This window comes from Tepidicella xavieri, assembly GCF_004363315.1.
Classification (GTDB): Bacteria; Pseudomonadota; Gammaproteobacteria; order Burkholderiales; family Burkholderiaceae_C; genus Tepidicella; species Tepidicella xavieri.
In genome coordinates, this window is the sequence record NZ_SNYL01000003.1 from 72,680 (window position 1) to 93,811 (window position 21,132).

20 protein-coding genes are annotated in these 21,132 nt (G+C 67.7%); 11 read left to right on the forward strand and 9 right to left on the reverse strand.

Features of this window, described 5'->3' with window-relative positions:
* Positions 1–48: 48 nt before the first annotated feature.
* The gene (locus DFR43_RS03210; protein WP_133595926.1) at positions 49–534 is read right to left on the reverse strand and encodes an NUDIX hydrolase; all 486 of its coding nucleotides are present in this window, start codon (positions 532–534) and stop codon (positions 49–51) included.
* A gap of 178 nt (positions 535–712) precedes the next feature.
* Between DFR43_RS03210 and DFR43_RS03215 the strand changes: the two genes are divergently transcribed.
* Genes DFR43_RS03215 through DFR43_RS03225 form a run of 3 tightly spaced genes read left to right on the forward strand, consistent with a single transcriptional unit; the run spans position 713 to position 3,621 of the window.
* Entirely contained in the window at positions 713–1,846 is a 1,134-nt protein-coding gene (locus DFR43_RS03215; protein WP_133595927.1) for a Re/Si-specific NAD(P)(+) transhydrogenase subunit alpha, read from the forward strand.
* 18 nt (positions 1,847–1,864) lie between these two features.
* Positions 1,865–2,188 (forward strand): NAD(P) transhydrogenase subunit alpha part 2, encoded by a 324-nt coding sequence (locus DFR43_RS03220; protein WP_133595928.1) that lies wholly within the window; start codon positions 1,865–1,867, stop codon positions 2,186–2,188.
* A complete protein-coding gene (locus tag DFR43_RS03225) occupies positions 2,185–3,621 on the forward strand; it encodes an NAD(P)(+) transhydrogenase (Re/Si-specific) subunit beta (RefSeq protein WP_133595929.1) in 1,437 nt (478 codons plus the stop codon). The genes DFR43_RS03220 and DFR43_RS03225 overlap by 4 nt, the downstream gene beginning before the upstream one ends.
* A 46-nt stretch (positions 3,622–3,667) precedes the next feature.
* On the opposite strand, the gene mnmA is transcribed toward DFR43_RS03225, so the two are convergent.
* From mnmA to DFR43_RS03245, 4 genes are all read right to left on the reverse strand, one after another.
* Positions 3,668–4,870, reverse strand: coding sequence for a tRNA 2-thiouridine(34) synthase MnmA (mnmA, locus tag DFR43_RS03230; protein WP_133596112.1), 1,203 nt, complete (start codon positions 4,868–4,870; stop codon positions 3,668–3,670).
* A 74-nt stretch (positions 4,871–4,944) separates the two neighbouring features.
* Complete coding sequence (locus tag DFR43_RS03235) at positions 4,945–6,183, reverse strand: saccharopine dehydrogenase family protein (RefSeq protein ID WP_133595930.1); 1,239 nt, start codon at positions 6,181–6,183, stop codon at positions 4,945–4,947.
* 85 nt (positions 6,184–6,268) lie between these two features.
* Positions 6,269–7,375, reverse strand: coding sequence for a carboxynorspermidine decarboxylase (locus tag DFR43_RS03240; RefSeq protein WP_211338590.1), 1,107 nt, complete (start codon positions 7,373–7,375; stop codon positions 6,269–6,271).
* An 86-nt stretch (positions 7,376–7,461) separates the two neighbouring features.
* Entirely contained in the window at positions 7,462–8,763 is a 1,302-nt protein-coding gene (locus DFR43_RS03245; protein WP_484421919.1) for a glutamate-5-semialdehyde dehydrogenase, read from the reverse strand.
* Between the two features lie 173 nt (positions 8,764–8,936).
* Here DFR43_RS03245 and putP point away from each other — a divergent pair, with 173 nt between their 5' ends.
* Entirely contained in the window at positions 8,937–10,430 is a 1,494-nt protein-coding gene (gene putP / locus DFR43_RS03250; RefSeq protein ID WP_211338591.1) for a sodium/proline symporter PutP, read from the forward strand.
* An 81-nt stretch (positions 10,431–10,511) separates the two neighbouring features.
* On the opposite strand, the gene DFR43_RS03255 is transcribed toward putP, so the two are convergent.
* Entirely contained in the window at positions 10,512–11,003 is a 492-nt protein-coding gene (locus tag DFR43_RS03255; RefSeq protein WP_133595933.1) for a MarR family winged helix-turn-helix transcriptional regulator, read from the reverse strand.
* Positions 11,004–11,139: 136 nt separating this feature from the next.
* Between DFR43_RS03255 and DFR43_RS03260 the strand changes: the two genes are divergently transcribed.
* From DFR43_RS03260 to DFR43_RS03270, 3 genes are read left to right on the forward strand one after another with little or no spacing between them, the layout of a single operon-like run.
* On the forward strand, positions 11,140–12,351 hold the full coding sequence (locus DFR43_RS03260) for a 3-hydroxybenzoate 6-monooxygenase (protein ID WP_133595934.1): 1,212 nt from the start codon (positions 11,140–11,142) through the stop codon (positions 12,349–12,351).
* Between the two features lie 13 nt (positions 12,352–12,364).
* Positions 12,365–13,408, forward strand: coding sequence for a cupin domain-containing protein (locus DFR43_RS03265; protein WP_133595935.1), 1,044 nt, complete (start codon positions 12,365–12,367; stop codon positions 13,406–13,408).
* Positions 13,409–13,432: 24 nt separating this feature from the next.
* Positions 13,433–14,134, forward strand: a complete 702-nt coding sequence (locus DFR43_RS03270) for a fumarylacetoacetate hydrolase family protein (protein ID WP_133595936.1) — start codon at positions 13,433–13,435, stop codon at positions 14,132–14,134.
* Positions 14,135–14,165: 31 nt separating this feature from the next.
* On the opposite strand, the gene dacB is transcribed toward DFR43_RS03270, so the two are convergent.
* On the reverse strand, positions 14,166–15,572 hold the full coding sequence (gene dacB / locus DFR43_RS03275; RefSeq protein WP_245988813.1) for a D-alanyl-D-alanine carboxypeptidase/D-alanyl-D-alanine endopeptidase: 1,407 nt from the start codon (positions 15,570–15,572) through the stop codon (positions 14,166–14,168).
* Positions 15,573–15,618: 46 nt separating this feature from the next.
* On the opposite strand from dacB, the gene tsaB reads away from it, so the two are divergent.
* The 4 genes from tsaB to DFR43_RS03295 all read left to right on the forward strand — a co-directional run bounded on the left by tsaB (position 15,619) and on the right by DFR43_RS03295 (position 19,049).
* Positions 15,619–16,449, forward strand: a complete 831-nt coding sequence (tsaB, locus tag DFR43_RS03280) for a tRNA (adenosine(37)-N6)-threonylcarbamoyltransferase complex dimerization subunit type 1 TsaB (protein ID WP_133595938.1) — start codon at positions 15,619–15,621, stop codon at positions 16,447–16,449.
* Positions 16,446–16,997, forward strand: a complete 552-nt coding sequence (locus tag DFR43_RS03285; protein ID WP_133595939.1) for a GNAT family N-acetyltransferase — start codon at positions 16,446–16,448, stop codon at positions 16,995–16,997. Before tsaB ends, DFR43_RS03285 begins: the two co-directional genes overlap by 4 nt.
* Positions 16,998–17,002: 5 nt before the next feature.
* Positions 17,003–17,914 carry a uracil-DNA glycosylase gene (locus DFR43_RS03290; RefSeq protein ID WP_133595940.1) on the forward strand — a complete coding sequence of 304 codons (912 nt, stop codon included), beginning with the start codon at positions 17,003–17,005 and terminating at the stop codon, positions 17,912–17,914.
* 94 nt (positions 17,915–18,008) lie between these two features.
* Entirely contained in the window at positions 18,009–19,049 is a 1,041-nt protein-coding gene (locus DFR43_RS03295) for an outer membrane lipoprotein (RefSeq protein ID WP_164499691.1), read from the forward strand.
* Between the two features lie 27 nt (positions 19,050–19,076).
* Here DFR43_RS03295 and DFR43_RS03300 read toward each other — a convergent pair whose 3' ends face one another.
* Together DFR43_RS03300 and DFR43_RS03305 are read right to left on the reverse strand one after the other, a co-directional pair.
* Positions 19,077–20,123 (reverse strand): ABC transporter ATP-binding protein, encoded by a 1,047-nt coding sequence (locus DFR43_RS03300; RefSeq protein ID WP_245988814.1) that lies wholly within the window; start codon positions 20,121–20,123, stop codon positions 19,077–19,079.
* Positions 20,120–21,124: an ABC transporter ATP-binding protein gene (locus tag DFR43_RS03305; RefSeq protein WP_133595942.1), complete on the reverse strand. Its 1,005-nt coding sequence runs from the start codon at positions 21,122–21,124 to the stop codon at positions 20,120–20,122. Before DFR43_RS03305 ends, DFR43_RS03300 begins: the two co-directional genes overlap by 4 nt.
* Positions 21,125–21,132: the final 8 nt, after the last annotated feature.

Genomic DNA, 21,132 nt, shown 5'->3' on the forward strand with positions numbered 1-21,132 from the left:
GATGGTCGCGCTGGTGACGGCCTTCGAGCGCCTCAGAACCGCCCGCTTTTAGCGTGCGGCGGCGAACACCGAGGCATCGGTGTGGATGAGCTGGAGTGGAAAGCGCTGCCCGGCCAGATGATCTTCCATGCACTGCAGCACCAAGGGGCTGCGGTGCCGGTGGCGACTGGCCCGCACCTCCTCGGGCGTGAGCCAGACGGTGCGCACGATGCCCGTATCGAGCGCCCGACCGGGCACCGCTTCCCCCAACGCGCCGCAGAACGCAAAGCGCACATAGGTGATGTCTTCGCCGGTGGCGGGCCGCTGAAAGCGTGAGAGGTAGATGCCCACCAGGGCCGTGGGCTCGAAACGGTGCGTGGTCTCTTCCAGCACTTCGCGGATGCAGCCTTCCACCGGGCCCTCGCCCGGGTCCAGGTGGCCGGCGGGGTTGTTCAGCCGCAAGCCTTCGGGGGTGTGCTCCTCGACAAGCAGGTAGCGCCCATCGCGCTCGATGATGGCGGCCACGGTGACGCTCGGTGTCCAGCGGGTCTGCATAGGCGGGATTATGGCGAAAGCGGTGCAGGGAAGGCCGTGTCAGAATATCAGCCAACGCTGATGTTTTCGCATCCACGCGACAGATGTCGTTGCGCCGACAGCACAGCCCGCCCAAAACCGGTTACGCTGCGGGGCGCAGACTGTTGAACCAACTGTTTCAGCGAGTGAGGAGACCGACATGCAGATAGGCGTACCCGCCGAGACGATGGCGGGGGAGACCCGTGTGGCCGTCACGCCCGAGACGGCCAAGAAACTCGTGGCCCAGGGCCACACGGTGCGCGTGCAGGCGGGCGCCGGCCTGGCCGCCAGCGCCACCGACGAGGCCTACCGCGCAGCAGGCGCCGAGATCGTGGATGCGGCCGGCGCGCTGGGCTGCGATCTGGTGCTCAAGGTGCGCGGCCCGTCGCCCGAGGAACTGGCGCTGATGAAGCCCGGTGCCACCCTGGTCGGCATGCTCAACCCGTTCGACGCCGAAGGGCTGCAGCGCCTGGCCAGCGCCGGGCTGACCAGCTTTGCCCTGGAAGCGGCGCCACGCACCACGCGGGCGCAGAGCATGGACGTGCTCTCCAGCCAGGCCAACATCGCCGGCTACAAAGCCGTCATGATGGCCGCCAACCAGTACCAGCGGCTGTTTCCCATGCTGATGACGGCGGCCGGCACCATCAAGGCCGCGCGCGTGGTGGTGCTGGGCGTGGGGGTGGCGGGCTTGCAGGCCATCGCCACGGCCAAGCGGCTGGGGGCGGTGATCGAAGCCTCCGACGTGCGGCCCGCGGTGAAGGAGCAAGTCGAGTCGCTGGGCGCCAAGTTCATCGACGTGCCTTACGAAACCCCGGAAGAAAAAGAGGCGGCCGAAGGCGTGGGCGGCTATGCCCGCCCCATGCCCCAGAGCTGGCTGGACCGGCAGAAAGCCGAAGTGGCCAAGCGCGTGGCGCAGGCCGACGTGGTCATCTCCACCGCGCTCATCCCCGGGCGGCCCGCGCCGGTGCTCATCACCGAAGACATGGTGAAAAGCATGAAACCGGGCTCGGTGATCGTGGACATTGCCGCCGGCAAAGGCCCCAACGGCCACGATGGCAACTGCCCCCTGACCGAAGCCGGCAAGACGGTGCACAAGCACGGCGTCTACATCATCGGTGAGACCAATCTGCCGGCGCTGGTGGCGGCCGACAGCTCGGCCCTGTACGCGCGCAATGTGCTGGACTTCCTCAAGCTCATCTGTCCCAAGGATGCCACCGCCGTGCAGGTGCCCATGGACGACGACATCGTCGCGGCCTGCCTGATGACCCAAGGCGGCGAAGTCAAGCGCCGATAACCACCGAGGAGCCTTTTCATGGATGCCATCTCCCCGATCGTCTTCAACCTCATCATCTTCGTGCTGGCCATTTACGTGGGCTACCACGTGGTCTGGAACGTCACGCCGGCGCTGCACACCCCGCTGATGTCGGTGACCAACGCCATTTCGGCCATCGTGATCGTGGGCGCCATGCTGGCCGCCGCGCTCACCGAAACCGGCCTGGGCAAAACCATGGGCGTGCTGGCCGTGGCGCTGGCCGCCGTCAACGTGTTCGGCGGCTTTCTGGTGACGCGCCGGATGCTGGAAATGTTCAAGAAAAAAGAACGCAAGGCCGAGCCCAAGAACGGGGGTGCGCAATGAGCATGAACCTCGTGGTACTGCTGTACCTGGTGGCTTCGGTGTGCTTCATCCAGGCCTTGAAGGGCCTGAGCCACCCGACCACCTCCATCCGCGGCAACGTGTTCGGCATGACGGGGATGGGTATCGCCATCCTGACCACCATCGGCCTGATCGTCACCCTGGCCGAACAAATGTCGGTCAGCGCCGCGCAGGGCCTGGGGTGGATCGTGCTGGGCTTGTTGGCCGGGGGGGCGTTCGGCACCCTGCTGGCGCGGCGCGTGGAGATGACCAAGATGCCCGAGCTGGTGGCCTTCATGCACAGCATGATCGGCATGTCGGCGGTGTGCATCGCCATTGCGGTGGTGGCCGAGCCCTGGGCCTTTGGCATCGCCGACAAAGGGGCGGAGATCCCCTTCGGCAACAAGATCGAGCTGTTCCTGGGGTCGGCCATCGGCGCCATCACCTTCAGCGGCTCGGTGATTGCGTTTGGCAAGCTCTCGGGCAAGTACAAGTTCCGCTTGTTCCAGGGCGCGCCGGTCGTCTTTGCCGGCCAGCACCTGCTCAACCTGGCGCTCGGCCTGGCGGTGCTGGCGCTGGGCCTGTACTTCGCCGCCACCGGCAGCTGGACGGCCTTCTTCGTGCTGACGGCCATCGCCTTCGTGCTGGGCGTGCTCATCATCATCCCCATCGGCGGAGCCGACATGCCGGTGGTGGTGTCCATGCTCAACAGCTACTCGGGCTGGGCGGCGGCGGGCATCGGCTTCAGCCTCAACAACTCCATGCTGATCATCGCGGGCTCGCTGGTGGGCAGCTCGGGCGCCATCCTGAGCTACATCATGTGCAAGGCGATGAACCGCTCGTTCTTCAACGTGATCCTGGGCGGCTTCGGGGGTGAGTCGTCTGCGGCGGCCGGCAGCGGCGGGGTGCAGCGCACCGCCAAGAGCGGCAGCGCCGACGACGCCGCCTTCATCCTGAGCAACGCCGAGACGGTCATCATCGTGCCGGGCTATGGCCTGGCCGTGGCGCGCGCCCAGCATGCGGTCAAGGAACTGGCCGAGAAGCTCACGCACAAGGGCATCACGGTGAAATACGCCATCCACCCGGTGGCCGGCCGCATGCCGGGCCACATGAACGTGCTGCTGGCCGAGGCCGAAGTGCCGTACGACCAGGTCTTCGAGATGGAAGACATCAACCCCGAATTCGGCCAGGCCGACGTGGCCATCATCCTGGGTGCCAACGACGTGGTCAACCCGGCCGCGCTGCAAAAAGGCAGCTCCATCTACGGCATGCCGATTCTGGAGGCGTACAAGGCCAAGACCGTGATCGTGAACAAGCGCTCCATGGCCACCGGCTACGCCGGGCTGGACAACGAGCTGTTCTACATGGACAAGACGATGATGGTCTTTGGCGACGCGAAAAAGGTTGTGGAAGACATGACCAAGGCCATCGAGTGAGAGCCTGATACCCTGCAAGCCCGCCAGCCAAGGCGGGCTTGCGTTTTCAGGGTCGGCCGACGGCCGGCGCGGCAGGCACCCGGCGCCGCGGCCGCCGGACGGTGGCGGGGGCCGCTGGCGGCAAGGGCCGGTCGGTGGCGCTGGCGCTGTGGATGACGCCACCGCCCAGGCACACGTCGCCATCGTAGAGCACGGCGCTTTGCCCGGGCGTGACCGCCCACTGCGGCTGGTCGAAATCCAGCCACGCCGCCCCATCGGCCCCGAGGCTCAGGCGGCAAGCCGCATCGGCTTGCCGGTAGCGGGTCTTGGCCGCGTAACGGCCCGGCGCGGGCGGCACGCCGGCGATCCAGCTGAGGTCTTGCGCCTGCAAGCGCGGCGACAACAGCCACGGATGGTCATGCCCTTGCACCACCCAGAGGGTGTTGTGCGGCACATCCTTGTGGGCGACGAACCAGGGGGCATGATCGCTGCCGCCCTTGGCTTGGCCCTGCGCCTTGATGCCGCCGATGCCCAGGCCCTGACGCTGCCCCAGGGTGTAGAAGCTCAGGCCCACGTGCTGCCCAATTTCGCGCCCCTGATCGTCGCGGATGGGGCCGGGCGCCTTCTGGATGTAGCGGTTGAGGAATTCGCGAAACGGCCGCTCGCCAATGAAGCAGATGCCGGTGGAGTCCTTTTTCTTGGCATTGGGCAGGCCGATCTCGGCGGCGATGCGCCGCACCTCGGTCTTGGGCAGCTCGCCCACCGGAAACAGGGTTTTGCTCAGTTGCGCCTGATTGAGGCGGTGCAGGAAGTAGCTCTGGTCCTTCAGCGGGTCGCAGCCCTTGAGCAGCTCGTGCAGGCCGGTCTGCGGGTTGTGGCGCACCCGGGCATAGTGGCCGGTGGCGATCTTCTCCGCGCCCAGGCGCATCGCATGGTCCAGGAACGCCTTGAACTTGATTTCCGCATTGCACAGGATGTCGGGGTTGGGCGTGCGGCCGGCCTGGTATTCGCGCAGAAACTCGGCAAACACGCGGTCCTTGTACTCGGCAGCAAAATTGACGTGCTCGATGTCGATGCCGATCACGTCGGCCACGCTGGCCGCGTCCAGCCAGTCCTGCCGGCTGGAGCAGTAGTCGCTGTCGTCGTCATCTTCCCAGTTCTTCATGAAGATACCCACGACCTCATGCCCCTGCTGCTTGAGCAGGTAGGCGCTGACGGCGGAATCCACGCCGCCGGACAAGCCGACGACGACCCGGTGTTTGCGATGCATCATGGGCCGATTATCCCGCCACCGGAGCGGGCGCGCCACGCCACAGCGGCACACCATCACCCGGCGGGTGGCGCTCAGGCATCCCAAGGGCGGTCGCCCTGCGCGTCGCGCACGCGCGTGGGCAGGCCCATGCGGTCCATCAGGCGCAGGAAGGGGGCGGGGTCGAGTTCCTCGACGTTGACCATGGTGCGGGCGTCCCAGGTGCCTTCGGCAATCAGGAGCGCCGCTGCCACGGGCGGCACGCCCGCGGTGTAGGAGATGGCCTGACTGCCCACTTCGGCGTAGGCTTGGGCATGGTCGGCCACGTTGTAGATGAAGACTTCGACCGGCTGCCCGTTCTTGGTGCCTTTGACCCAATCGCCGATGCAGGTCTTGCCGGTATAGGTCGGGGCCAGGCTGGCGGGGTCAGGCAGCACGGCCTTGACGACTTTGAGCGGCACCACTTCCAGCCCTTCAGCGGTTTTCACCGGCTGCTCGGACAACAGGCCCAGGTTCTTGAGCACAGTAAAGACGTTGATGTAGTGGTCGCCAAAGCCCATCCAGAATCGCAAGTCGGCGTGTGGGTAGCGGGCCGACAGGGAGTGCAGTTCGTCGTGCCCGGTCAGGTAGGCTTTTTGGGCGCCGACCACCGGCAAGTCCCAGGTCTGGCTGACTTCGAACATGCGGTGGGTCTGCCATTGCCCGTTTTGCCACGAATAGACCGTGCCGGTGAACTCGCGAAAGTTGATCTCGGGGTCGAAATTGGTGGCGAAGTAGCGGCCGTGGCTGCCGGCGTTGATGTCGATGATGTCGATGCTGGCGATGGTGTCGCAAAAGCGGTCTTCGGCCAGCCGGGCATAGGCGTTGACGACGCCGGGGTCGAACCCGACGCCCAGGATGGCCGTCACCCCGGCATCGGCGCAGCGCTGGCGGCGCTTCCACTCATGGTTGGCGTACCACGGCGGGGTTTCGCAGACCTTGAGCGGGTCTTCGTGTATGGCCGTGTCCATGTAGGCCACGCCGGTGTCGATGCACGCCTCCAGCACCGACATGTTGACGAACGCGCTGCCCAGGTTGATGACGATCTGGGCGCCTGTGCGCCGGATCAAGGCGGCCACGGCGGCGCTGTCCATGGCATCGACTTGGTGGGCCTGCAGCACGCCAGGCACCTTCAGGCTGCCCTTGGCCTGGACCGACGCGATGATGGCCTCGCACTTGGCCAGCGTGCGCGAAGCGATGTGGATGTCGCCCAACACGTCGTTGTGCTGCGCACACTTGTGCGCTGCCACCTGGGCCACGCCACCGGCGCCGATGATGAGCACATTGCGCTTCATGTCGTTGTCCTTTCGTCGGAGGGGGTTGAGGAAAACCGGGATCGGGCCGGTGCCTGGGGCTGGCCGGCCGCTGGGGCCTGGCGGCTCACGACAGAGCGGCGGCGAAATCGTCGTAACCGAAATCGCGCACCAGCCGCACCTGCCCATCGAGCTCGCGCACCGCGATGGCTGGCATCTTCACGCCGTTGAACCAGTTTTTCTTGACCATGGTGTAGGCGGCCGCATCCTCGATGGAGAGGCGGTCGCCCACTTGCAGGGGCCGCTCGAAGCGGAATTCCCCAAAAATGTCACCGGCCAGGCAGGACTTGCCACACACCATCCACACGTGCTCGCCACGGTTGGGCTCGATGCGGCCGCTGTAGCGGTACACCAGCAAATCCAGCATGTGCGCTTCGATGGAGCTGTCCACGATGGCCAGGTGCTTGCCGTTGTGCAGCGTGTCGAGCACGGTCACTTCCAGCGTGGTGGAGTTGAGAACCGCAGCTTCGCCCGGCTCCAGATAGACCTGCACGCCGTACTCGCCCGCGAAGCGCTTGAGCCGTTCGGCCAGGCCGGCCAGTGGGTAATCCGGATGGGTGAAGGCGATGCCGCCGCCCAGGCTGATCCAGTCCATGCGCCGGATCAGGTGGCCAAAGCGGCGCTCGATGTGGTCGAGCATGTCGCTGAAACGGTCCAGACGACCGTTTTCGCAGTTGTTGTGGAACATGAAGCCGCTGATGCCGCCGATCTCGTCGAGGGCCTGCTCGATGGCGGCCGGCTCATGCTCGCCCAGACGCGAGAACGGCCGCGCCGGATCGGCCAGGTCGTAGCTGGACGAGCTCACGCCGGGGTTGACGCGCAGCCCCCGCACCCGGCCGCGAGACGCCGCCTCGAAGCGGCGCAATTGCCCCAGGGTGTTGAAGATGATCTTGTCGCAATGGCCCAGCACTTCGTCGATTTCGTGGTCGGCCCAAGCCACCGAGTAGGCGTGCGTCTCACCCGGGAATTTCTCGCGGCCCAAGCGCACTTCGTACAACGACGAGCTGGTCGTGCCGTCCATGTACTGGGCCATGAAGTCGAACACGGCCCAGGTGGCGAAGCACTTGAGCGCCAGCAACGATTTGGCGCCGCTGGCTTGCCGCAGCCAGGCGATTTTTTCCAGGTTGGGCAGCAGCCGGGTTTTGTCGATGAGGTAATACGGTGTCTGGATCATGGACGGTCTCGGACATCGGCCTGTCGGCAAAACGCCCGATTATCGCAAACCGCCCGTGACAGGCGTTTGACGGCATGGGGCCCGCCTCAGCCCCGCACTTCCCCGTCGCCCAGCACCACGTACTTGAGCGAAGTCAGCCCCGCCACGCCCACCGGGCCGCGGGCATGGAACTTGTCGGTGGAAATGCCGATCTCGGCGCCCAGCCCGTACTCGAAGCCGTCGGCGAAGCGCGTGCTGGCGTTGACCATCACGCTGCTGGAATCGACCTCGCGCAGGAAACGCTGCGCGTGCCGGTGGTCGGTGGTCAGGATGGCCTCGGTGTGGTGGCTGGAATAACGGTTGATGTGGGCGATCGCCTCATCCAGCCCGGCCACCACCTTGACGCTGATGATCGGCGCCAGGTACTCCTCAAACCAGTCCTGCTCGGTGGCGTCCTTCAGCAGCGCGCCCGGCACGCCAGCCAGCAGCGCCTTGGCCTCGGGGCAGCAGCGCATCTCCACCCCCTTGGCGGCGAACACCGCGCCGATGCGCGGCAGGAAAGCCGCCGCCACCCCGCGCGCCACCAGCAGGCTCTCGGTGGCGTTGCAGGGGCTGTATTTCTGCGTCTTGGCGTTGTCGGTGACGCGCACGGCCATGTCCAGGTCGCACGGGTCGTCCACGTAAGTGTGGCAGTTGCCGTCCAGGTGTTTGATGACCGGCACCTTGGCCTCGCGGCTGATGCGCTCGATCAGGCCCTTGCCACCGCGCGGGATGATGACGTCCACATACTGCGGCATCGCGATCAGGCGGCCGACGGCCTCGCGGTCGGTGGTGGGCACGAGTTGCACCGCTTCGGGCGGCAGGCCGGCCTGCTGCAGCGCCTGCTGCACCAGCGCGGCCAGCGCCCGGTTGCTGTCGATGGCTTCAGAGCCGCCGCGCAGGATGCAGGCGTTGCCGCTCTTGATCGAGAGGCTTGCCGCCTCGATCGTGACGTTGGGGCGGCTCTCGTAGATCATGCCGAAGACGCCGATGGGCACGCGCATCTGCCCGACGCGGATGCCGCTGGGCTGCTGCTGCAGGCCGATGATCTCGCCGATGAGGTCCGGCATGGCGGCGAGCTGCTCGCAGCCCTGGGCGCAGGTCTCGATCACCTGGGGCGTGAGCTTGAGGCGGTCCACCATCGGGTCGCTGAGGCCCACGGCGCGGGCGCGGTCGATGTCGCGGGCATTGTGGGCCTGCAAAGGCTCGGCATGGTCACGCAGCAGCGCCGCCAAGCCACGCAGCGCCCGGTTTTTCGCCTGGGCGGAGGCTCGGGCCATCTCGAAAGCCGCCGCACGGGCATGGCGGCCCAAGGTTTCCATCAGGGGCGTGACGTCTGCTGTGCTCATCCGGCGATTGTGGCACAGCATTAGCACATCTGATGGCCGATGCAATTCACCGCATACATACCTAGGGTAAACCCTAATTCGCGCCATGGAGCCCTGGGCGGATGGATAGCATTCGTGCCTTTGTCAACCATCGGAACGGGCGCCACGAGCGCCCGTCTTCATGCCCGGTACCCACCGGCGCCAAGGATTTTCATATGCAAAACATGGATGGCCCCGTTTTGGGGATGTTTGGCCTGTATCTGGCAGGCATGATGCTGATTGGATGGCTGGGCTGGCGCGCCACGCAAAGCCTGTCGGACTACATTCTGGGCGGCCGCCGCCTGGGCGCTTTCGTGACCGCGCTGGCCGCTGGCGCTTCCGACATGAGCGGCTGGCTGCTTATGGGGCTGCCGGGGGCCATCTTTTTGGCGGGCCTGTCGGAAGCCTGGATCGCCATCGGCCTGATCGTGGGCGCCTACCTCAACTGGCGCTGGGTGGCGGCGCGGCTGCGCCTGTATTCGGAGCGCTGTGGCAATGCGCTGACGCTGCCGGATTATTTCGCCAACCGCTTCGGCGCGCACGCGCACCTGCTGCGCACCGTCTCGGCCGTGGTGATTCTGGTGTTCTTCACGCTCTACGCCGCCTCTGGCGTGGTGGCCGGCGCCCGTCTGTTCGAGACGATGTTCGGCCTGCCCTATGGCACGGCGCTGTGGATCGGGGCGCTGTGCACCATGGCCTATGTGTTCATCGGCGGCTTTTTGGCCGTGAGCTGGACCGACACCATCCAGGCTTCGCTGATGTTCACCGCCCTGGTGCTGGCGCCGCTGATGGTGATGGCCGCATTGGGCGGCCCCACGGCCAGCGTGCAAGCCGTCGCGCTGACGCACCCCGGTCACATGGATTGGATCGGCAATCTGGACACGATCGCCATCGTGTCGCTGCTGGCCTGGGGGCTGGGCTACTTCGGCCAACCGCACATCCTGGTGCGCTTCATGGCCGCGGAATCGGCCGGCGCCATGGCGCGTGCCCGTCGCATTGGCATGACGTGGATGGTGCTGTGCCTGGCCGGTGCGGTGGCCGTCGGCTTCTTTGGCAGCGCCTACTTTGCCGCCCATCCGGACCAGGCCGGTGGCGTGGCGGCCAATGCCGAGCGGGTGTTCATCGAGCTGGCGCTGGTGCTGTTCTCGCCTTGGCTGGCCGGGATGCTGCTGGCCGCGGTGCTGGCCGCCATCATGAGCACGCTGTCGGCCCAGTTGCTGGTGTGCTCCAGCGCGCTGACGCAGGACATTTACAAAAACTTCGTTCGCCGGCAGGCCAGCGAGCGCGAGCTGGTGTGGTTTGGCCGCGCCACCGTGCTGGGCGTGACGCTGCTGGCCATCGCTTTGGCGTCTGACCCCAACAGCCGCGTGCTGGGCATGGTCAGCTATGCCTGGGCCGGCTTTGGCGCGGCCTTCGGCCCGGTGGTGCTGCTGTCGCTGATGTGGCGCCGCATGACCGCCCGTGGCGCGCTGGCCGGCATGGTGGTGGGCGCAGTGACCGTGCTGGTGTGGAAGCAGGCCGGCTGGTTCGGCCTGTATGAGATGGTCCCCGGCTTCGTGCTGGCGACGCTGGCCATCGTGCTCACGAGCCTGCTGGACCGCGAGCCTGCCCGCGCCGTGGTGGCCACGTTCGACGAGGTGCAAGACCGCCTCCAGCAAGCCCGCGCTTGAGCGGGCCTGGCGCAGGGCGTGGGCGGCTGCCGGGGCCGCCCGCCGATGCGCCCCCATCGCCGCGATGCCTGCCCCCGCGGCTCATTCGCTGGGGGCGCGGCTGAAGGCGTTGTTTTCTTCGACCAGTCGCAACAGCAAGCGCATGAACGTGCGCTGCTGCGGCCCGGTCAGCGGCGCCAGAATGAGCGCCTGCGCCCGCGCCACGGCGGGCTCGGCTTCGGCCAGGAGGGCTTGCCCGGCTTCGGTGATGTGCAGCAGCCGCACCCGCCGATCCTGCGCCGACAGCCTGCGCTGCAACAGCCCCCGGGCCTCCAGCCGGTCCACCACGCCCGCGGTGGTGGAGGTGTCCAGCGCAATCAGCCGCGCCAAGGTGCGCTGATCGATGCCGGGCTGCTCGCGCACCGTCCACAAAGCGCCGTACTGCAACGGCGTGAGATGGAAACCCTCGACCTCTTGATGGAAGATGCCCACGGCGATCTGGTGCAGCCGCCGGATGGCGTGACCAGGCAGGCGATTCAGGCCAAGGGGATCGGGCGTGTCAATGGGCTGGGTGTCGGGCAGGGTGTCGCTCATGGGGCGTCAGTCTAGGGCATGCGAGACAGGCGCCGGCACCGGCCACAGGCCCGTCAAAAAAACTTGCACACCGCCGATTTAATCACTACACTTACTGTCAGTGTACTGATTATTTGCCACCCACAGGAGACAAGCCATGAGCACATCCTCCCCGCAAAGCCTGCCCGTCCTGGTGGCTGGCGGCGGCATCGGCGGCCTGGCGGCCGCCCTCGCCTTGGTCAACCAGGGCTTTCGCGTCCAGGTGTTTGAACAGGCTCCCGAAATCGGCGAAATCGGTGCCGGCATCCAGCTCGGCCCCAACGCCTTCCATGCCTTTGACGCGCTGGGGGTGGGGCCGCAGGCGCGCGCCCGAGCGGTGTACACCGATTACATGGTCATGCACGACGCGGTGGACGAATCCCTGGTGGGCAAGATCGAGACCGGCGAAGCCTTCCGCCAGCGCTTCGGCAACCCCTATGCCGTGATCCACCGCGCCGATGTCCATCTGTCGCTATTGGAAGGCGCCCAGGCCAGTGGGCAGGTGGAGTTTTTCACCCACACGCGAATCGAAGCCATTCAGCAAGACGAAGCGGCCGGCACCGTCACCGCCATCGACCAGAACGGCAAGCGCTGGGTGGGCCAGGCGCTGATCGGCGCCGATGGCGTGAAGTCGGTGGTGCGCCAACAGTATGTGGGCGATCCGCACCGCGTCACCGGCCACGTGGTGTACCGCGCGGTGGTGGACAAGGCCGACTTTCCGAAAGACTTGCAGTGGAACGGCGCCAGCCTGTGGGCCGGGCCCAAGTGCCACCTGGTGCATTACCCCCTGCGCGGCGGCGAACAGTACAACGTGGTGGTGACCTTCCACAGCCGGCAGCAGGAGCAGTGGGGCGTGACCGAAGGCTCCAAGGCCGAGGTGGAAAGCTACTTCCAGGGCATCAGCCCGAAGGCGCGCCAGCTCATCGAACTGCCGAAAAGCTGGAAGCGCTGGGCCACAGCCGACAAAGACCCGATCGAGAACTGGGTGTTTGGCCGCGTGACCCTGCTGGGCGACGCCGCCCACCCCACCACCCAGTACATGGCCCAAGGCGCCTGCATGGCCATGGAAGATGCCGTGACCCTGGGCGAAGCCCTGCGCGTGACCGGCAAAGACTGGGCCGCAGCGCTGGAGCTATACCGGAAGAACCGGGTTCCGCGCACCGGCCGCATCGTGCTGAGCAGCCGCGAGATGGGCCGCATCTACCATGCCACCGGGGTGGAGCGCCTGATCCGCAACCAAATGTGGAAGAACCGGCCGCAAGAACGCTTCTATGATGCGTTGGAGTGGCTGTACGGCTGGAATGTGAGCAACTGCCTGCAACAGGGCTGACGAGGAGACGAACATGGAAGAACTCGGCCGACTGGAAGACCTGCCGGCGGACTACCGCGAGGCGCTGACCCGGCTCAACCTCGTGCCCTTGTGGCCCAGCCTGCGCAGCGTGCTGCCCCCCCACATCCCTACGCGCCAGACCCGCGCCACCCACTGGCCCTACGCCAGCCTCAAGCCCTTGTTGCTCAAAGCCGGGGAGCTGACCCCGATTGAAAAAGCCGAGCGCCGCGTGCTGGTGCTGGCCAACCCCGGCCACGGCCTGGAAAAGATGCAAGCCAGCGCCGCCATGTACCTGGGTATGCAGCTACTGCTGCCCGGTGAATGGGCACCCAGCCACCGCCACACGCCCAACGCCGTGCGCATGATCGTCGAGGGCGAAGGCGCCTACACCACCGTGGACGGTGAAAAGTGCCCCATGAGCCGGGGCGACCTGATCCTCACCCCCACCGGCCTGTGGCACGAGCACGGCCACGACGGCACCGAGCCCGTGGTGTGGCTGGACGTGCTGGACCTGCCGCTGGTGTACTACATGGAAGCCAGCTACCACGTCAATGGCGAGCGCCAGCAGGTCAAGCCGGGCAGCGGCGACCGCGCCTGGACACGTGCCGGCGTGGCGCCCACGCCGGTGTTCCAGCGCAGCCAACAGCGCTACCCCATGCTGCGCTACCCCTGGGCCGACACACGGGCCGCCCTGCTGGCCCTGGCCGAAGACCAACCCGCGCTGGAGTGCGTGCAGGTCACCTACATCAACCCCGAAACCGGCGAGGACGCCGAGAACATCCTGGGCTTCTACGCGCTGATGCTCAAGCCGAGCCAGACGCTGCGCCTGCCCGCGCGCTCGCCCGCCCAGGTGTTCCACCAGATCGAAGGCAACGCCGCAGTCACGGTGGACGGCGCCAGCCAGCCCTTCACCCTGGCCGAGGCCGACACCTGCTGCGCCCCCGGCTACACCGCCGTCACGCTGCACAACCTCAGCTCCGACCAACCCGCCTTCCTCTTCATGGCCGACGAGTCCCCACTGCACCGCAAGCTCGGCGTCTATGAAGTGCGCGCCTGACCCCCTCTTTCCCCTGGAGACGACATGACCGCCTACCTGTTCAGCCCGCCCTCTGTCCCATCCCTGCCCATCCGCGGCAAGACGGAGCGCTTCCCCATCCACCGCCTGTTCTTCGTCGGGCGCAACTACCATGCGCACGCGGTCGAAATGGGCCGCCCGGTGGACAAAAGCACCGACAACCCGTTCTACTTCACCAAATCGCCCAGCGCCCTGGTAGAAAGCGGCGCCACCATCCCGTACCCGCCGCGCACCCAGAACTATCACTACGAAATGGAACTGGTCGTCGCGCTGGGCCGGCCGGGCTTTCGCGTCAGCCCAGATGAGGCCCAGGCGCTGATTTACGGCTATGCCGCCGGCCTGGACATGACCCGGCGCGACCTGCAACTGGTGGCTCGGGACAAGGGACGCCCCTGGGACACCGGCAAAGACGTGGAGCAAGGCGCGGTGTGCAGCGAGATCGTGCCGATGGAAGGCGTGGTGGTGAGCCAAGGCGCCATCAGCCTAGACGTCAACGGCGTGACCAAGCAGTCGTCCAACATCGACAAGCTGATCTGGAACATCACGGAAATCATCGCCGACCTGTCCACCTACTACCACCTGCAACCGGGCGACCTCATCTACACCGGCACGCCCGAAGGCGTGGGCCCGGTGGTGGCGGGCGACCGCCTGCACGGCCGCGTGGAAGGCGTGGCCGACGTGTCGTTACACATCGCCTCGCCAGCCTGACGGCCCATCCGGCACCTGGGCTCACCTCGGATCAACGGCTGGCCGCCCACTGCACCAGCGCATCCAGGGCCGGTCGGGCGGCGCGGGCGTTGGGGTGGTTGACGATGGCCACCAGCACCAGTCGCTGCCCGTCGGGGCGGTGCACATACCCGGCCAAGGCCTGCACATCGCGCAGGCTGCCGGTCTTCAGATGGGCCAGCCCCTCACCCATGGCGCTGCGGCGCAAGGTGCCATCCATGCCGCTGACCGGCAACGACGCCATCAGCTCCGGCATCATGGGGGACACATAGGCCACCTGCAGCAACCGGGCCAAGGCATCGGCGCTGATGCGGGCATCGCGGCTGAGGCCCGCGCCGTTGTCCACCAGCGGCGCAGGCGGCACGGGGCCGATGCGCTGACCCCACCATTGGGCGATGCGCTCACGCGCCGCGTCGAACGTGGCCGGACGCCCAGGGGTCTGGGCCAAGGCCAACAGCAGGTGCTGCGCCATCACGTTGTTGCTGAACTTGTTGACGTCGCGCACCACCTCGGTCAGCGGCACGGACTCCAGGGCGATGCGCTCTTGCGCCTGCGGCGGCGTCAGCCCCTCGCGCACCTGACCGTCGAGCCGACCGCCCAGGGCTTGCCACATGCCCTGCACGGCGCGCAGCGCCATGGCGGAGGGCTCCGGATGGGCCAGAGGCCAGCTGCGCTCGCCGCAAGCAGCCGGGTAGCTGCCGCCAAAGCGCGGCCGCAACGGGTCGGCAAAATCGGCCCGTAAACTGGCCCGCCAGTCGCCACAGGCCCCGCCGGTCAGCGGCACCGTGATCGGCCATTGCACGCCGGCCAAGGGGGGCTCCATGCCCACCCGGGCCACCCCGGCGCCGGCATCGGGGACGAAGGTGAACACCTGCGACTTGAAGTTCACCAGCAAGGCATCCGGGGCCGCGTTGTAAGGGCGCAGCGGCTCGCCGTCGAAGGCGCCAGGATCGATGGGGGGCAGATCGAAGGTGCTGCGATCGACCACGATGTCGCCGGCGATGCGCGTGATGCCCAGGGCCTGGACGCGGCGCATCAGCAACCAGAGCTTTTCCGAAACGAGTTTCGGGTCGCCACCGCCTTTGAGGTAGAGGTGGCCTTGCAGCACGCCGTCTTGCACCGGGGCGTCGGTCAGCACCGCGGTGCGCCACACGTGAGCAGGCCCCAGCAGGTCGAGCGCGGCAAACGTGGTCACCAGCTTCATGGTCGAAGCCGGGTTGACAGGCTCCCCCGCTCGGTGGCTCACCCAAGGGGGCGCGCCGGGGACGGCCGGGGCCACCACCACCGCCAGCGCGTCGGGCGGCAACTGCGCCCGCTGCAACGCCGCCTGCACATCGGCAGGCAGTCCGCTGGCCTGCGCCCATCCCCCAACAAGCATGCCCAGCAGGCAGGCCCACCCCCAACGCCGACACCACGTCATCCAACCACGCATCCCTGCATTATGCGGGGCACCGGATAATCACGGCATGACCGCATCGCCCTCCTCTTCCCCGGCCTGGCCGAACAAAGTGCTGGCCTTGGACACCAGCACCGACCGTCTGAGCATCGCCGTGGGCGCGGCCGGTCAGGCGGCGCTGTTGCACCACGAAGCCGAAGGCGGGGCCCAGGCATCGGCCACGCTGTTGCCCGCCATCCTGGACATGCTCGATGCGGCAGGCTGGCGCCTGGACGAGCTCGAAGCCATCGCCTTCGGCTGCGGGCCCGGCACCTTCACCGGCCTGCGCACGGCCTGCGCCGTGGTCCAGGGCCTGGCCGTGGCGGGCCGCCCGGGCGGCATCCCCGTGATTCCTGTCCATGGCCTGCTGGCGGTGGCTCGGGCGGCGCTGGATCGCTGGCTGGCACAGCACGGCGACTGGCCTGGCGGACGCCTCTCCGCGGCGCTGGACGCCCGCATGGACGAAATGTATGTGGCCGACGTGGCGGTGACCCCGGCCACCGACATGCCCGACGGCTGGCGGCTGGCATTGGTCCAAGACGCCCGGTTGTGCACCCCCCCCGCGCTGGCCACGGCGGATGGCTGGCCAGTCAGCCCCGCCACCCCGCCCACCCTGCTGGCGGGCAACGTATCGGGCTACGCCTCCCGCTGGCCCACAGCCTGGCAGACCGTGCCCCTGATCCCTGCCTGGCCCGATGCCCAAGCCTTGCTACGCCTCAGCGCCGCCCTGTGGGCAGCGGGTGCCGCCGTGCCCGCCGCCGCGGCCCAGCCGCTGTATGTGCGCGACAAAGTCGCCCTCACCACCGAAGAGCGCGAACGGCTGCGCCCACCCGGCCACATGCCACCCGCCCCTAAGCCATGAACCCGTGGCCCGATGCCCTGCCGCCCCCAGACCAGCGGGTCGGCTTCACCCCCATGACCGACGCGGTGCTCGACCTCATCGCCGAGGTGGACAAGACCGCTTACGCCCATCCCTGGAGCCGGCGCCATTTTGCTGACTCGTTGCACCAGGGCCACCTCATGCAGATGCTGGTCATGCGTCCGTCGCCCCCGCTGGACCCTGCCACCTGGACCCATGCCCCCGCGCTGCCAGACGGCCGCTGGCTGCTGGGCTACCTGGTGGCCATGGAAGGGGTGGAGGAAGTGCATCTGCTCAACCTGACCACGGTGCCGCTGCACCGGCGCCGTGGCTGGGCCCGCCGCATGCTGGCCGCGCTGGTGGCCTGGGCGCAGACCCGCGGCGCCCAGGCCCTGTGGCTGGAGGTGCGGGCCAGCAACCAAGCGGCGCGCGCCCTGTATGAGGGTTGCGGCTTTGCGGCCGTGGGCGTGCGCAAAGGCTATTACCCCGACCACGGCATCCAGCGCGAGGACGCCGTGGTGATGCGTCGCGTGCTCGACCCATTACACTGACCCGCATGTCTGCCGCTCCTATCTTGGCACCAAGCGTGCCCCGGCTCAGCCCCCGCCAGCGTGCCATGCTGGTGGAAATGGGCGTGCCGGTGTGGTGGCCGGCCGACAGCGAGCCCACCTCGCCCCCGGCCGCGGCCCAGGCGGCCACCCGCGCCATGCCCGAGGCGCCCACCAGGCCCGAGGCCAAACCCGTGGACGCACCGCCGCCCCCGCGCGTTCCCCACGGCCCCCCCGGCGTCCCCGCGGCACAGGCCGCGGCGCCTGTGACGCCCGGCGGCACCGAACACCCCGCCCCCCTGCTGCCCGACCTCCCCAGCCTGGAAGCCTGCGTGCACGACTGCCGCCGCTGCGTGCTCGGCCAAAGGCGCCAGCGGGCCGTCCCCGGCATGGGCGATGCGCAGCCCGACTGGCTCATCGTGGGCGAGGCGCCGGGCGAGGAGGAGGACCGTCAGGGCCTGCCCTTCGTGGGGCGGGCGGGCCAGCTCCTCGACCGCATGCTTGCTGCCATAGGGTTGGCGCGCGGGCACAAGGTCTATATCGCCAACATCATCAAATGCCGGCCGCCGCTCAACCGCAACCCCGACCCGGCCGAGATCGCGCAATGCAGCCCCTACCTGCTGCGTCAGATTGCGCTGCTGCGCCCCCGCCTCATCGTGGCGATGGGCCGGTTCGCCGCGCAAACCCTGCTGGCCGAAGGGGGCACCCTGCCTCCCGAAACGGCTCGCCAAATGCCCTTGGGCAAACTGCGTGGCCAGGTCCATCGGGCCTCCCTGGGTGGGCTGGAATTGCCCGTCATCGTCACCTACCACCCGGCCTACTTGCTGCGCAGCCCCGCGGAAAAAGCCAAAGCCTGGGCCGACCTGTGCCTGGCGCTGGAGACATTCGACGCGCTGCCAGCGCCGTTTAGCAAGCCGTAACAGTGGTAACGGTTGACGCCAGTGCTTGAAGGCGCCCCGCGCCGGTGGTACCGTATGCATGCATGCCTGCGTCCAGGCACCTACAGGAAACACCATGATGATCCAACCCCTCGCTCGCGTCTGGCTGGCGCTATTGGCCTTGTGCATGTTCAGTGTGTCCGCAGTGGCACAGACCCGCCCCGCCATCCAGACCTTCACCGTGCAGCAGGTGACCGAGCTGACCCCTGGCACGGAGCTGGTGTTCCAGCTCAACGGCACCCCCGGTGCCACGGTGACACTGACCCTGGAAGGCAGCACCAACACCGTCGCCCTGCGTGAAACCCGGCCTGGCCGCTATGACGGCAGCTACACCCTCAGCGTGCGGGATCAGGTCAAGCACAGCAGTCAGGTGCGTGCCATCATGCGCTTGGGCAGCGCCGAAACACAGGCCGTCCTCGGCCAGACGCTGCTGACCGCTGCCGCCCACCAACGAGCCGTGGCGGCCGCCACCCCCACGCCGGTCATCGACTATTTCGCCACCCAGGCCACCGGTTGGACGGGCGGACATGAAATCACCCTGACGGTACGCGGAACGCCGGGCGCCCAGGCCACGGCCACCCTGGCCGGTACCGATGTTCGCCCCACGCTCAGCGAGGTCAAACCCGGCGAATACAGCGGCACCTACACCATCCGCACGCGCGATTCGATCAGCGAGCGCAGCCAGGCCAGCGTCACGCTGGCACTGGCCGGCAAAACCGTGAAAGTGGACAAGCCCCTGGGGGCCGCCGCGGTCCACCCCACATTGGCCCAACGCCAGAGTTGCGCCACCTGTGGCGTGGTGCAAGCCGTCCAGGCCGTGGAAGTGGAAGGCGAAGCCGGCGTCGGCGGCATGATTGCCGGCGGCGTGGCTGGTGCCGTGCTGGGCAGCCAAGTGGGCAAAGGCAGCGGCCGCACGGCTGCCCAGGTGCTGGGGGCCGTGGGAGGCGCCTATGCCGGGCGCGAAATCGAAAAGACCTTGAAAAAGGAAACCCGCTACGACGTGACCGTGCGGCTGCACAACGGCACGGTACAGACCGTGCGCATGGCCCAGGACCCGGGCCTCGCTGTGGGTCGTCAGGTCAAGATCGTGGACGGTGCGGTGGTCGCCAACGACTGACGACCACCGGCACCTGGCACCAGCGCCTCACACGCCGATGCGGCCTTCTTCCACCGCGTGGCAAGCCACACGCACCCCATGGAAGGTCTGCATCGCGGGGCGTTCGGCTTTGCAGCGGGCGTTCGCATGGGGGCAGCGTGGGTGAAACGCACAGCCACTCGGCGGGTTGAGCGGATTGGGCACTTCCCCCTGCACCGGCGTGCGCGCGCGGCCCGTGTCGTGCATCTTGGGGATGGCATCGAGCAGCATCCGGGTGTAGGGGTGGCGGGGCGTGTTGAACAAGGTGCTCTTGTCGGCCAGTTCGACCAAGCGGCCCAAGTACATCACGCCGACCTGATCGCTCACGTGCCGCACCACCGCCAGGTTGTGGCTGATGAACAGATAGGTCAACCCCTGCTGGCGCTGCAGGTCTTTCATGATGTTGAGCACCTGGGCCTGCACGCTCACATCCAGCGCCGAGGTGGGCTCGTCGCACACCAGAAACTCCGGATGCGTGGCCAAGGCGCGGGCGATCGAGATGCGCTGGCGCTGACCGCCGGAGAACTGGTGCGGGTACTTCACCATGTCCAGCGGGCTCAGGCCCACCGATTGCAGCAGTTCCCCCACCCGGTCCTTGATGGCCTGGGGATCGCGCAGCAGCCCATGCTCGCGCAGGGGTTCGGCCACGATGTCGGCCACGCGCCAGCGCGGATTGAGGCTGGCGTAAGGGTCCTGGAAGATCATCTGGATGCGGCGACGCAATTGCCGGCCTTCGGCGGTCGCGTAAGCGGCATGGGCGTCTTGCCCGTCGAAGGTGAAACGGCCGCGGGTGGGCGCATACAACCCCACCAGCAGACGCGCCACGGTGCTCTTGCCACAGCCGGATTCCCCGACCAGCGCCAGCGTCTGGCCGCGCTGGATCTCGAAACTCACCCCATCGACGGCGTGCAGGAGCTGGCGCGGCTTGCGCTCCAGCACCCGGTTCAGCCAGGGGGCCGACACGTCGAACGTGCGGGTCAGGTCGTGGGCCTGCACCAGCGGGGCCGTGGCAGAGGAAGCGGCAGAAGTGGACATCGGTTCCATGACGAGGCTCATGCGACGGCCTCCGGTTGAGCGGTGGACGAAACGGCGCCGCCGCCGGCCTCGTGCAGCCAGCAGGCCGCCTGCGTGGCGCCTGCGGGCATCAGATCGGGGCGGTCAAGGGTGCAACGCGGCAAGGCGTGCGCGCAACGCGGGTTGAAAGCGCAGCCCGTGGGGATGGCGTTGAGCCGCGGCATCGCCCCATCGATCTGGTGCAGACGCTCGCGCTCGACATCCATGTCGGGGATGCAGCTCATGAGGCCACGGGTGTAGGGGTGCGCCGGGTGGTTGATCACCTCGTGCACCGGGCCGATTTCGGCCACCCGGCCGGCGTACATGACGGCCACGCGGTCGCAGGTTTCAGCAATCACGCCCATGTCGTGCGTGATCAGCATCACCGCCGCCCCGCGCTCCTTGCAGATGGTCTTGAGCAGGGTGATGATCTGCGCCTGGATGGACACGTCCAGCGCGGTCGTCGGCTCGTCGGCCACGATGAGCTTGGGCTCGGCCGCCAGGGCCAGGGCAATCACGACGCGCTGGCGCATGCCGCCGCTGAACTGGTGCGGGTAGTGGTCGATGCGCTCCTCGGCGGCCGGGATGCCCGTGTCCTTGAGCAGCTGGATGGCGCGCTGACGTGCCTCGGCCCGACTCACCGGCAGGTGGGTCATGATGGTTTCCACCAATTGGCGTCCGATGGAGTACAGCGGGTTCAGGGAGGTCAACGGGTCCTGGAAAATCGCGCCGATCTGCCGCCCGCGCACCTGACGCATCTGCTCGTGCGGCAGGTTGTCGATGCGGCGGCCTTCCAGCAGGATCTCGCCGTTGGCCACACGCCCCGGGGGCTCCAGCAGCCCGATGATGGAGGCGCCGGTCAGCGACTTGCCGGCACCGGACTCACCCACCACCCCCAGGATCTCACCGGGGGCGATGTCGAAGGACACGTCGTCGAGCGCGCGCAGGGTGCCGCGCCGGCCCGGGAATTCGACGACCAGGTTCTTGACTTGCAACAGACTCATGGACGTCT